Here is a 12,150-nt window from a genome sequence, read left to right as displayed (position 1 = left end):
GGATTCTCAGGTGCGCAATTGCGCACCATAGTTCGCGACTTCGTCGCGCCCCGGAATGACGGCGGCGCTAGAACCAGCGCTCGCCGACGAACACGGTGTCGCCGGGGCTCAAGGGGGTGCCGAGCGGCACCACGGCGCGCATGGCGCCGCCGTTCTCGGTGTGCGTGACGGTGACGACGTCGCGCTTGGCGCGCGGCGAGAAGCCGCCGGCAATGGCGACGGCGCTTTCGACCGTCATGTTCGGCACGTAGGGATATTGGCCGGGCGCCGTGACCTCGCCGAGAATGAAGAACGGGCGATAGGTATCGATCTCGACGGCGACCGAGGGTTCGCGGATATAGCCGTTGCGCAGGCGCGCGGCGATTTCGCCGGCGAGGCCCGCCGTGGTGCGACCGCGCGCCGGCACGGCACCGATCAGCGGCATGGTGATGGAGCCGCCGGCATCGATCGCGTAGCTGTTGGTGAGACCTTCCTGGCCATAGACCACGACGCGCAGCTTGTCGCCGGCATCGAGATGGTAGGAAGCGTCGTAGCGCATTGGTGCCGCCATAGGCGCGGCATAGCCGACCGGCATCGGCGCAGGCGAGGAGGCAAAGGAATTGGTAAGGGCGCCGATCGCGCCGCCGCCGTTGGCGACGACGACCGGCTGCGGAGCATTGTAGGGCTGGCCATAGGCCATGGAATCGAGATCGGGGCGCGGCTGCACATAGGCGACGGGGCCGGCGGTCTGCATGCAGCCGCCAAGGGTCAGCGCGGCGGACGCTGCCAGGGACGCTGCCAAGATCGACCATCGAAACGCGCGTGCAACCGGCACCGGACCTATCCCTCGAAACGAGACAGCTCCAGTGATGCACCGGTTATGGTTAATAAAGCGTTGAGGGGGCGTGTGTGGCGGGTCGCACCCTCCCCTGGAGGGGGAGGGTCGGCTCATATTGAGCGCAGCGAAATATGAGACGGGGTGGGGTGGTCTCTCAACACGGGCAGTGTTCGATGCGGAGAGACCGTCACCCCACCCCGCTTCGCATTGCGCTTCGCTTCATGCGAAGCGACCCTCCCCCTCCAGGGGAGGGTAAGTGACACCTCGTTCGCGGCTGGCTTACGCGCTCACACCGACGCCGATGGGACACGACACGCCGGTGCCGCCCAGTCCGCAATAGCCGGCGGGATTCTTGGCCAGATATTGCTGATGATAGTCCTCGGCGAAATAGAATTCGCCTGATGGCGCGATCTCGGTGGTGATGGCCCCGAGGCCCTTGGCTGCGAGCGCCTTCTGATAGAGCGCCTTCGACGCGTCGGCCGTTGTCTTCTGCGCATCCGAGGTCGTGTAGATCGCGCTTCGGTACTGCGTGCCGACGTCGTTGCCCTGGCGCATGCCCTGCGTCGGGTTGTGGCTCTCCCAGAACGTCTTCAGGAGCTTCTCGTAAGGCACCTTCCTGGGATCGAACACGACCAGCACCACTTCGGTGTGGCCGGTGCGCCCCGAACAGGTCTCCTCATAGGTCGGGTTCGGGGTGTGGCCGCCGGCATAGCCGACGGCCGTGCTGTAAACGCCATCGCCAAGCTCCCAGAACTTGCGCTCGGCGCCCCAGAAGCAACCGAGCCCGAACACCGCCTGCTCGAGGCCGGCGGGATAAGGCGGCTGCAATGTCGCGCCGTTGACGAAATGAGTGGTCGCGGTCGGGATGGGTTGCGCACGGCCAGGCAGCGCTTCGGCTGCGCTCGGCAATGCGGTGGTCTTGCGCATGAACAGCATGGACGGATCTCCGAAACGAGCTGTCCGTCGCCCGAGCCAAAGCGCTCAGGCGGCGTGCTCGCGATGAGGTGGGAATATAGGCATTTACGTTGGCAAGGGCAGCCCCGTTACGCCGCCCGCGCGCGGGGTCAGTGCCGGCGGGAATTGAAGATCAATCCCGGCGGGAATTGAAAGATCAATCCCGGCGGGAATTGAAAGATCAATCCCGGGAATAGCCGATCAGCGGTTTCCGCGGACGGAACAGGATCATCAGGAGGATGCCGAGAAGGCCGAGGACGGCGAACACCGGCTGGTCCAGCACGAGGCGGATCACCGAGGTCCAGAGCCAGGGCGCCTTGGCCTCGACCCAGGTCCGGAACGCCGACTGGCTGGCCTGATTGATGTCGTTCCAGAACTGGCCGAACCGGGTGAATTTGAGGGTCTGGTCGGCCACCCAGCGGGCACCGTCATAGACCATGAAGATGAACCCGCCGGCGAGCAGCAACAGCCCAATCAGTCGGAAAAAGCCGCGGATCATGCTCTACCTTATATGGTCGTCCGACCGGGAGATCCCTGGAAATGCCGTCAGGCAATAGCCGCAAGGCGGCAGAAATTCAACCTCTTCAGGGCGTTACGGCAGCCATTCAGGCCGCCAGAGCCGGTTTTGCGGACCTTGAAAGCGTTGACGGTGCCAAAGACCCTCTCTATAAGGGCGCCAACTGGCGGCGGGCGCAATCCTGCCGCCGCTGTTCTTTGAGCAGTTGCAGGCTCCTTGAGCTTAGAGCTCTTTGAGGCCTCATGTTCCGGGAACAGCCTTGAACCGAACACCCTAAATCCGAGCGTCGATTACGCGGTCAAGCAAGCCGGCGCTACCCGACCAAGACGCGACCGGTACCCGCAAAGGATATTGAGACCATGGCCAATACCACCTCCGCCAAGAAAGCGACGCGCAAGATCGCCCGCCGCACCGCCGTCAACAAGTCGCGCCGCACCCAGATGCGTGGCGCCGTGCGCACCGTCGAGGAAGCCATCAAGACCGGCGACCGCGCCGCCGCCGTGAAGGCGCTCGCGAGTGCCGAGCCCGCCTTGATGCGCGCCGCGCAGCGCAACATCATTCACAAGAACAATGCCAGCCGCAAAGTCTCGCGGCTCACCGCGCAGATCGCCAAGCTCGCCAAGTAAGTCTGCAGAGCAAGTCTGCCGGGTTCGTTCGCGAACCGAGTTCGCCAGGCGATTTGGTTGCGATCATCCGATGGATTGATCCGATCGACATCGCGCTCGTCAATCAGCCCGGCCTCGCGCCGGGCTTTTTGTTGCCTGTCATATTCACGCAAGCGGTCACGCGCCGATCAATCTTCGATTGGAAGATTTGCATCGTCCGCATTATGATGCGCTCCGTAATTCTACCTGCAGTCTTGCTTGCGGTTGATATTGCAACAGCGGAAACTTTCACCGCGCTGCGAAAAACCCTTGCGGGACGGGGCTAACTCGCATCCGCGCGCGCGCCGAGTTCTGCACACCGTAGTTCACCGGGGCGCGTCATGCGATGGAGTTACCCTGTGAAACGAGACTCAAAAAACGATGTCTCGCTAATCACTTATCGACATAGTGATCACAAGCATTTGGAAAATTCGCCCGCGCGTCGCGCGCATGACGCTTTTATAAAAATTTTTTGGCGGGTGGCGGAGAATTGTCACACGAGGCGCGGCATCTTCGATTCTGTGCACGAATCCAAAAACTTGCTTCAGAGCCTGTGCACAAGTCGCGCGCGGCATTAACGATGGTCAAGTTTTTAAACGCCTCAAGTGTGAATCAATTTCGTTGCGAGTCTTTCCGCTTGGTGTATTCCTTAGTCGTCCGCAGCGCCCACGATCTTGAGACCAGCGCGGTTTTGGAAACGGGGCGAGCGTGCAAATCGGCGGCGGTGTGCACGTTGGCGGCGCTTCAACAAGCGATTGTCGGTTCAAACCCATAGCAATATGGGAATGGTAGTTCTTTGTCTGAATGTCTCCAAGCGGGAATCTTATGCATCCCGTTCGCGCCAGACGCACATGAGAGACATCTTGAGGCTAACCCGACACGCGTGATTGGCGCGGCCGAGCGGACGACACGTACAGACGGGCAGGGCATCCGCGGCAGGAGTACGGCGCGGTTGTCTTTTACGCAGGACCTTGCCGTGGGCGATCACGGCAGGACGGGGAGGTATCATGTCCTACGGATTCAACGCGGTATTGACACAGATTCCATCATTCGACGATGCCGTTTCCGATCCGTCCTGCGTTCAGCCTCTGACGTATGAGGACGCGTCGAGTACGCGCTGACCTCGCGAACTCTCCATCCCAGACATCGCTGATCTGACCCGCGGCGTTTGCGCCGAACGGTCGAGCCGTGCCTGACGATGGACTCGCTCGAGGTCGCGCCATGCCAGGAACCCTATGGCAGGAACCCTGCATGGCGCTCACAACGCAACCTAATCTCTCAAGAGAAGTTTTTTGACGATGAACACATCGGAACAGGATCGCTGGTCACGCGTGAAGAGCCGGCTGCGCTCGAACGTCGGCGAGGACGTCTATACGAGCTGGTTTGCGCGCATGGATCTCGAAGGCGTGCAGGATGAGAGCGTGCGGCTCTCGGTGCCCACCCGCTTCCTGAAGAGCTGGATCCAGGCCCATTATGCCGAGCGCGTGCTGTCGTGCTGGCAGGCCGAGATGCCGGAAGTGCATCGGATCGATCTCACGGTCCGCTCCGCAGTGCGCCCGGTCGCGCAGCCGAAGGAAGCGCCCGCACCGGTCGAGACACGCCGCGCGCCCGCCACCGAGCTGCGCTCGACCGCAACCGCGCCGGTCTCGGCCAATCATGACGCGCTCGGCGGCTCGCCGCTCGATCCGCGCCTGACCTTTGCGAGCTTCGTCGTCGGCCGCTCCAACACGCTGGCGCATGCGGCCGCGCGCCAGGTCGCCGAAGGACGCCGCGGCGACCCCGTGATGTTCAACCCGCTCTACATCCATGCCGGCGTCGGCCTCGGCAAGACGCATCTGCTCCAGGCGGTGACCTGGGCCGGCAATTCCGGCAACGAGCGCAAGGTGCTGTATCTGACGGCAGAAAAATTCATGTACGGCTTCGTTGCCGCGCTGAAGACGCAGACGGCGCTCGCCTTCAAGGAAGCGCTGCGCGGCATCGATGTGCTTGTCATCGACGACCTGCAGTTCCTGCAGGGCAAGTCGACCCAGGCCGAGTTCTGTCACACGCTGAACGCGCTGATCGATGCCGGCCGCCAGGTCGTGATCGCGGCCGACCGTCCGCCGTCCGACCTCGAGAGCCTCGACGACCGCGTGCGCTCGCGTCTGGCCGGTGGCCTCGTCGTCGAGATGGGCTCGCTCGGCGAAGAGCTGCGCCACGGCATCCTCAAGTCGCGCGTCGCGGCGGCCCGCGCCCATCATGCGACCTTCGACGTGCCGGAGGAGGTGCTGCATTATCTCGCGCGCACCATCACCCATAACGGCCGCGACCTCGAAGGCGCGATCAACCGGCTGCTGGCGCATTCCAAGCTCAACAACCAGCCGGTGACGCTGGAGATGGCCGAGCGCGAGGTGCGCGACCTGGTCCGTCCGCAGGAGCCGAAGCGGATCAAGATCGAGGACATCCAGCGCGTGGTGGCGCGGCAGTATAATGTCAGCCGCTCCGACTTGCTGTCCTCGCGCCGCACCGCCAACGTGGTCCGCCCGCGCCAGGTGGCGATGTACCTCGCCAAGACGCTGACCCTGCGCTCGCTCCCCGAGATCGGCCGCCGCTTCGGCGGACGCGACCACACCACGGTGCTGCACGCCGTGCGCAAGATCGAGGCGCTGGTCTCCAAGGACACCGCGCTGTCGGAGGAAGTGGAGTCGCTGAAGCGCCAGCTTCAGGAATAAACGCCTATTTCTTCTTTTCACCTCTCCCCGCTTGCGGCAGGGAGATCCCGCTTGAATTTTCACAAGAGGTCGTCATGCCCGGGCTTGTCCCGGGCATCCACGTTCTCTGTGCTGCGTGGCAAGGCGTGGATGGCCGGGACAAGCCCGGCCATGACGCGTGGGGGGCGCCTGCGCCCCGCCGAGGACGTTGAGCTTCGGCACGAAAACATCGGTTAATCGTGGGGAACTGCCACCCAATCCCTTGAATCCGGGGGCCATCCGCGCCACCTTGCGCGACCCTGACGGCTTTGGTCATATCGGCTGGAGACCCCGGCCTGCCGGGGTCTTCGGTGCCGCGGCGCTCTTCGGCTGCCCGGCCTTTTCAACGTGATGTTCTCTTGGGGATCGGGCGAGTAGTGCAATGAAGGTTACGGTCGAACGCGCGCAACTCCTGAAATCGCTGGGCCATGTCCACCGCGTGGTCGAGCGCCGCAACACGATTCCGATCCTCGGCAACGTGCTGGTCCGGGCCGAGAACGCGAAATTGTCGCTGAAGGCGACCGACCTCGACCTCGAGGTGACGGAGACGCTGCCGGCGGAAACCGCGACCGCCGGTTCCACCACCGTGCCGGCGCATATGTTCTACGACATCGTGCGCAAGCTGCCTGACGGTTCGCAGATCGTGCTCGAGGCCGACGGCGACCGCGCCGTGCTGGCGATCCGCGCCGGCCGCTCGCGCTTCACGCTGCAGACGCTGCCGGAAAATGATTTCCCGGATCTGGCGGCCGGCGACATGTCGCATTCCTTCTCGCTCGCCGCCAAGGACGTCAAGCGGCTGATCGACCGCACCCAGTTCGCAATCTCGACGGAAGAGACGCGCTATTATCTCAACGGCATCTATCTGCACGCCGCCGGCACCGCCAAGGCCGCGACGCTGCGCGGCGTCGCCACCGACGGCCACCGCCTCGCCCAGCTCGACCTGGTCCAGCCCAAGGGCGCCGACGGCATGCCCGGCGTCATCGTGCCGCGCAAGACGGTCGGCGAGGTGCAGCGCCTGATCGAGGACACCGAAGCCGAGATGACGATCGAGCTGTCGCAGGCCAAGATCCGCTTCACCATCGGCAATGTGGTGCTGACCTCGAAGCTGATCGACGGCACCTTCCCCGACTACGGCCGCGTCATCCCGCAGGGCAACGACAAGGAGCTCGTCGTCGACAAGAAGGATTTCGAGAACGCGGTCGACCGCGTCTCCACCATCTCCAGCGAGCGCGGGCGCGCGGTGAAACTGTCGCTGTCGCCGGGCAAGCTGGTGCTGTCGGTGACCAATCCGGATTCCGGCAGCGCGACCGAGGAGCTCGAGGTCGAATACGCCTCCGACGCCCTCGATATCGGCTTCAACTCCCGCTATCTGCTCGACATCGCCGCCCAGATCGAGGGCGACGTCGCAACGCTGCGGCTCGCCGACCCCGGCTCGCCGACCCTGGTGCAGGACCGTGACGACAAGAGCGCGCTCTACGTGCTGATGCCGATGCGGGTGTGAGGGACGTGCTCCTCCTCTCGCGACACCTTCTATGTGGAGGCAACCCCTCACCCGGCTTCGCTGCGCGAAGCCACCCTCTCCCACAAGGGGAGAGGGTGAAGCTACCACCTTCCCCGTCGAAACAAGCGCGATGCACGTTGCTGTGCCCTCTCCCCTTGTGGGAGAGGGCATCTCCGCTGGCGGATACACACTCAGTCGGGTGAGGGGTTCGTGCCAGAGGAGCCGTCCCATCGGCCAGTCCCCAAGCGTCTCCGCCAATTCGCGAAGAACATGCGGCACAAGCCGACGGATGCGGAAGCCGCAATGTGGCGCTTGCTGAGAGATCGTCGGCTCTCCACATTCAAGTTTCGCCGACAGGAGCCGTTCAAGAACTACATTCTCGACTTCGTCTGTTTCGCGAAAAGACTCGCGATCGAGATCGACGGCAGTCAGCACGCGGAATCGCAGCGTGACGCGGCCCGCGAAGCCGCACTTTCCGCCGAAGGTTTCGTCATAGCGCGTTATTGGAACAATGACGTACTATAGCAACCCACTTCTGTGTTGGAAGACATCCTTGCAAAGCTTGCCGGGCGGTAAGATACCCCTCACCCGTCGCCTCACTTCGTGAGGCGCCACCCTCTCCCACAAGGGGAGAGGGGAAGAATCGCGTCCATGACGAAGAACTGATGACCCCTTCCCGCATTCATCGCCTGACGCTGACGCATTTTCGCAATTATCGGGCGGCGGGGCTCGAGACGGCGGCTGACATGGTGGCGCTGGTCGGGCCCAACGGGGCGGGCAAGACCAATTGCATCGAGGCGATCTCGTTCCTGTCGCCGGGGCGCGGCCTGCGTCGCGCCACGCTGGAGGACGTTGCCGACAACCAGGGCGACGGTTCCTGGGCCGTCTCCGCACAGGTCGAGGGCGCACTGGGCCTGGCCACGCTCGGCACCGGCATCGACGCACCACGCGCCGATACCGCGGTCAGCCGGCGCGTCCGCATCGACCGCGAGCCGGTGAATTCGGCGACCGCCTTCGGCGATCACATCCGCATGGTGTGGCTGACGCCGGCGATGGACGGGTTGTTCATGGGCGGGGCGTCGGAGCGGCGGCGCTTCTTCGACCGCCTGGTGCTGGCGATCGACAGCGAGCATTCCAGCCGGATCTCCGCGCTCGAGCGCTCCCTGCGCTCGCGCAACCGCCTGCTCGAGACGCGCAATTACGACGACCATTGGTGTGACGCGATCGAGCGCGAGACCGCCGAGCTTGCGGTCGCGGTCGCCGCCACGCGCGGCCAGACCGCAGCAAGGCTGACCGGCATGCTCAATGCGCGCGCGCAGGCCTCCGCGTTCCCGTCGGCGCAGATCGCGCTCGACGGCTGGATGGAGAACGCGCTGCTTAACGAAACCGCGACGTCGGTCGAGGACCGCTACCGCCAGATCCTGCGCGACAACCGCCCGCGCGATGCGATTGCCGGCCGCACCACCGACGGCCCGCATCTGACCGATCTCCAGGTCATCTACGCGCCGAAAGGCATGCCGGCGCGCGATGCCTCGACCGGCGAGCAGAAGGCGCTGCTGATCGGCCTGGTGCTGGCGCATGCGACGCTGGTCGCCGAGATGACCGGCATCGTGCCGCTGCTGCTGCTCGACGAGGTGGTCGCCCATCTCGATCCGAACCGCCGCGCGGCGCTGTTCGACGAGCTGCGCAAGCTCGGCGCGCAGGTCTGGCTGACCGGCGCGGACCCCGCCGCCTTCGCCGAGATTGGCGCAGGCGGCGAGGTGTTTGACGTCGAGAGCGGACGGGTGTCGGCCCGCCGATAATCCCCGCTCTTGAACCGGTCCCGTTGTCGCCGCGACTAGTTGGCCAGAGGCCGCGTCGACGGTGTCGCAGCCGTTACCCATCGCGCGATGACATCATGCGCGATATCTCTTGGAGAGTGAGATGCGGACGGTAGGGCCCGGGGCGCAAGCCTCGGCACGATGGCGGGCGTTTGCATGCGGCCTCGTCTTCCTCGCGAGCTGCATGCTCGCGGCGAGCGCCAGCGCATGGGGGCCGCGTCTCTCAGTGCTGTTTTCCGCCGAGCTGACACCGGATCCGGAGTCCAAGCTGCCGGCGCCGACCCGCTACAGCTACAGGGGCATCCACATCACCGTCGTCCAGGGCGTCGAGACGCCGCTCCGCACCCGGCTGGAGGCCACCGTGCGCGCCGATCTCCGCGACGTCCTCGCCTTCTACCGCACCGAGCTCGGGAAGCTCGGCTGGCAGGAACAGCGCGAGGGCGCGGTGGTCTCCACCGACCACGTCCAGCTCGCCTTCGTCTCCCCGCTCGGACCCGGCCTGCTGGCGCTCGACCGCAAGGACAGCAGCACGGCGGTCAACCTCGTGCAGAAGAACGCATCCGTCGCGACCAGCGCGAAGGTCATGCCCGAGCCGGGCCAGGCCATGCTGGTGTTCTCCAATATCAGCGAGACCGAAGCCACGCTCGCCATCCACGACAAGACCCTCACGCGAGCCGCCGGCACCCGTGCGGTGTCGCTGGATCTGCCGCCCGGCAAATATTCCTACGAACTGAGCGTGCCGGGCCATCCCGCCACCACGAACATCCTCGCCATCGCCGCCGGCGATACCTGGGAGCTCACGGTCGGGCGCGACGGAGAGGCATGGTCGCCGCTCCAGCTCTATTGAACCTCACGGGTTCCTGCCGCGACTCCTCGTCCAAGGGCCGCGCCGACGGTGTCGCAGCCTGCCATTGCGCAAGAAACGAAGATCCGCGCGAAATCCGGGAGTTTTGACGATGTCGACGATCCCGCGCGGGACGCAGGTCCCGGCACGCTGGCGGCTGCTTGCCTGCGGCCTTGTCCTGATGGCGAGTTGCTCGATCGCGGTCGCCGCCGATGGAGGCATCGTCGACGTCCACGCGCTGCCCCAGCTCGAAGGCGCGGTGGAAGACACCTCCCGTCCCGAATCCTACCGCCTCGAATATCGGATGCCGACACCGGAAGCCGTGACGTCGCCGGCCGTGAAAAAGCTCCTGAGCGCCGACGGCTGGGTGCCCTATGTGCGGCCGCTGGAGGAAAAGAGCACCACGCTGAATTTCAAGAAAGGCAGGCAGGGCCTTTCGGTCTATCTCACGCAGGCCCCCGGCCGGCCCGACCAGTCCGTCGTCCACTACTCGACCGACCGGATCTATTCGAACGTACCGTTTCCCGACGGCGCGAGCGACATCCTGTTCGACGGCACAAGGCCCTATCTCGGCTGCATCGCACCCGACGCGCTCGATGCGACCTCGGACTTCTACAGCCGCGAGATGGCTGCGATCGGCTGGCAGAAACTCACGCAGGAAACCGCCGCGCGATGGACCACCAGCCTGGACGAGACCGTTCCCAACGGTTTTCGCGCGTTCTATGCGCACGCCGATAGCAAGGAAGGCGGCTTCTATCAGCAGAGGCCGGTCATGCTGACGCTGACCCGCCGCGACGACGGCCGCACCAATGTGGACATCCGCGTCGCGCCCTTTGCCTTGCCGGGCGAGCTCCAGGCTGACGGCGATCTTGCCGGCCTGCCGCGGCCGAATCCGACCAAGACGGCGAGGGGCCTCGGCAGCGCGAGCTCCAACAAGCGCGAGATGTCGGCCGCCGCGATGGCCGAGCTGCCCGCCGTGCTCGCCTTCTATCATCGCGAGCTCGCCGCGCGCGGCTGGCAGGAGGACGGCAGCGCGCCGCTCGCCCCCGGCGACGAGGTGGCGATCAAGATCTCCAACGCCGAGGAAACCGGCGTGCTGCGGCTCGGCCGCAAGTATGATTTCACCATGGTCAGCCTGACCGCGCAGGTGAAGGAGTCCGCGCTCGCCGCCCGCGCCAGGGCGAAGAAGGAAGCCGACGAGAAGTTCCTTGGAGATGCGCTGGGCGCGGCCACGCAGCTCATCGCCGCCGACGAAGCGAGGCGCAAGGTGCAGTCGGCCGCGCTGTCGGATGCCCCGCTCAACGCACTCACCGACAGCAACACGCCGGTGCCGCTGCCGGAAAACGCCGAAGGCGTGAAGTTCGAAGGCGGCGACGGCCGGCTCGAATTCTCCTCGGCGTCGAGCGTGAAGGCGCTCACTGCGTTTTATCGGGCGGCGTTGAAGCCTGCAGGCTGGAAGGAGCAGCCCTCCGTCATCAACCAGCCCAACATGGCGGTGATGGCGTTCTCCAAAGGCGGCAAATCGATCTCGATGACCGTGATGCAGATGGGTCCGAAGGTGAATGTCAGCGCCACCGGCTCCGGCCTGGTGATGGCCGCAGCGAAGCCGGTCGAGACCAAATCGGCGGACGCCAGGCCGGTGCAAGCCAAATCGACCGAGCCGCTCAAGCCCGATCCCGATTCCGCGCTGCCCGTGCCGACGCAGCGCAGTTCGAGCGGGATCAGCTCGACGAAATTCCCCGGCAGCAACCAGCCGTTCCGCACCGAGCTCGAAGCCAGCATTCCCGCGGAGCTCTCGGACGTTCTCGCCTTCTATCGCGCGGAGTTGACCAAGCGCGGCTGGCAGGAAAAGGCCGACGGCGCGACGGTGACCACCGAGCGTGCAGAGCTCGCATATGCCTCGCCCGACGGGCCGGCCATGCTGAAGCTCGGCCGTGCCAGGGACGAAACCACGGTCAGCCTGGTGCAACGCAATCCGCAAGCCGCAGCCAAGGCCGACATCATGCCCAAGGCGGGACAGGCCAGGGTGATGCTCGGCAATATCGGGCCGAAGGAGGCATCGCTGACGATCAACAATCAAACGGTGAAGATCGCGGCCGGCGCCGGCGGCCCGCAATCGCCGAAAGGCCCGATGCTCGATCTGCCGCCGGGCAAGTACCAATACGCGCTACGCGTGCCCGGGCGTCCTGCGCGCAACGAGACCCTGACGGTGGCCGCCGGCGATGCCTGGGGCCTTCTGGTCGGTCCAACCGGGGACGTGCTGCCGCTGCAGATGTATTGAGCCAACCGCCGACTCCTTGATGCGGCGAGCGATGAAAATCCGA

At 65.1% G+C, this 12,150-nt stretch carries 11 protein-coding genes; 8 read left to right on the top strand and 3 right to left on the bottom strand.

The annotated features are described in order from the left end of the window. Positions 1–67 precede the first annotated feature (67 nt). From AC1RUR_RS19280 to AC1RUR_RS19270, 3 genes are all read right to left on the bottom strand, one after another. Positions 68–814: a polysaccharide biosynthesis/export family protein gene (locus tag AC1RUR_RS19280; protein ID WP_492846774.1), complete on the bottom strand. Its 747-nt coding sequence runs from the start codon at positions 812–814 to the stop codon at positions 68–70. A gap of 282 nt (positions 815–1,096) precedes the next feature. Beyond that, positions 1,097–1,753 carry a peptide-methionine (S)-S-oxide reductase MsrA gene (gene msrA / locus AC1RUR_RS19275; RefSeq protein WP_492846772.1) on the bottom strand — a complete coding sequence of 219 codons (657 nt, stop codon included), beginning with the start codon at positions 1,751–1,753 and terminating at the stop codon, positions 1,097–1,099. Positions 1,754–1,952: 199 nt separating this feature from the next. Then, positions 1,953–2,270 carry a hypothetical protein gene (locus AC1RUR_RS19270; protein ID WP_492846770.1) on the bottom strand — a complete coding sequence of 106 codons (318 nt, stop codon included), beginning with the start codon at positions 2,268–2,270 and terminating at the stop codon, positions 1,953–1,955. Positions 2,271–2,647: 377 nt separating this feature from the next. Between AC1RUR_RS19270 and rpsT the strand changes: the two genes are divergently transcribed. The 8 genes from rpsT (at position 2,648) to AC1RUR_RS19230 (ending at position 12,107) form a co-directional block, all read left to right on the top strand. Further along, entirely contained in the window at positions 2,648–2,914 is a 267-nt protein-coding gene (gene rpsT, locus AC1RUR_RS19265; RefSeq protein ID WP_028178125.1) for a 30S ribosomal protein S20, read from the top strand. Positions 2,915–2,967: 53 nt separating this feature from the next. Then, positions 2,968–3,219, top strand: coding sequence for a hypothetical protein (locus AC1RUR_RS19260; protein WP_492846768.1), 252 nt, complete (start codon positions 2,968–2,970; stop codon positions 3,217–3,219). 1,011 nt (positions 3,220–4,230) lie between these two features. Further along, positions 4,231–5,643 carry a chromosomal replication initiator protein DnaA gene (dnaA, locus tag AC1RUR_RS19255; protein WP_492846766.1) on the top strand — a complete coding sequence of 471 codons (1,413 nt, stop codon included), beginning with the start codon at positions 4,231–4,233 and terminating at the stop codon, positions 5,641–5,643. A gap of 400 nt (positions 5,644–6,043) precedes the next feature. Then, on the top strand, positions 6,044–7,162 hold the full coding sequence (gene dnaN, locus AC1RUR_RS19250; RefSeq protein ID WP_492846764.1) for a DNA polymerase III subunit beta: 1,119 nt from the start codon (positions 6,044–6,046) through the stop codon (positions 7,160–7,162). A gap of 210 nt (positions 7,163–7,372) precedes the next feature. After that, positions 7,373–7,687: a DUF559 domain-containing protein gene (locus AC1RUR_RS19245; RefSeq protein ID WP_492846762.1), complete on the top strand. Its 315-nt coding sequence runs from the start codon at positions 7,373–7,375 to the stop codon at positions 7,685–7,687. Positions 7,688–7,827: 140 nt separating this feature from the next. Then, positions 7,828–8,964: a DNA replication/repair protein RecF gene (gene recF / locus AC1RUR_RS19240; protein ID WP_492846760.1), complete on the top strand. Its 1,137-nt coding sequence runs from the start codon at positions 7,828–7,830 to the stop codon at positions 8,962–8,964. Positions 8,965–9,085: 121 nt separating this feature from the next. Continuing rightward, positions 9,086–9,829 carry a hypothetical protein gene (locus tag AC1RUR_RS19235; protein ID WP_492846758.1) on the top strand — a complete coding sequence of 248 codons (744 nt, stop codon included), beginning with the start codon at positions 9,086–9,088 and terminating at the stop codon, positions 9,827–9,829. Between the two features lie 109 nt (positions 9,830–9,938). Beyond that, a complete protein-coding gene (locus AC1RUR_RS19230) occupies positions 9,939–12,107 on the top strand; it encodes a hypothetical protein (protein WP_492846756.1) in 2,169 nt (722 codons plus the stop codon). The last annotated feature ends 43 nt before the right edge of the window (positions 12,108–12,150 follow it).

It is taken from the genome of Bradyrhizobium sp. GW821-FHT12B03 (genome assembly GCF_058807535.1).
This window is presented reverse-complemented; position numbering and strand designations above follow the sequence as displayed.

Coding starts and splice junctions, on each gene's coding strand:
- msrA (WP_492846772.1), bottom strand. CDS start 1,753: ATGCTGTTCATGCGCAAGACCACCGCATTGCCGAGCGCAGCCGAAGCG.
- AC1RUR_RS19270 (WP_492846770.1), bottom strand. CDS start 2,270: ATGATCCGCGGCTTTTTCCGACTGATTGGGCTGTTGCTGCTCGCCGGC.
- rpsT (WP_028178125.1), top strand. CDS start 2,648: ATGGCCAATACCACCTCCGCCAAGAAAGCGACGCGCAAGATCGCCCGC.
- dnaA (WP_492846766.1), top strand. CDS start 4,231: ATGAACACATCGGAACAGGATCGCTGGTCACGCGTGAAGAGCCGGCTG.
- dnaN (WP_492846764.1), top strand. CDS start 6,044: ATGAAGGTTACGGTCGAACGCGCGCAACTCCTGAAATCGCTGGGCCAT.
- recF (WP_492846760.1), top strand. CDS start 7,828: ATGACCCCTTCCCGCATTCATCGCCTGACGCTGACGCATTTTCGCAAT.
- AC1RUR_RS19235 (WP_492846758.1), top strand. CDS start 9,086: ATGCGGACGGTAGGGCCCGGGGCGCAAGCCTCGGCACGATGGCGGGCG.
- AC1RUR_RS19230 (WP_492846756.1), top strand. CDS start 9,939: ATGTCGACGATCCCGCGCGGGACGCAGGTCCCGGCACGCTGGCGGCTG.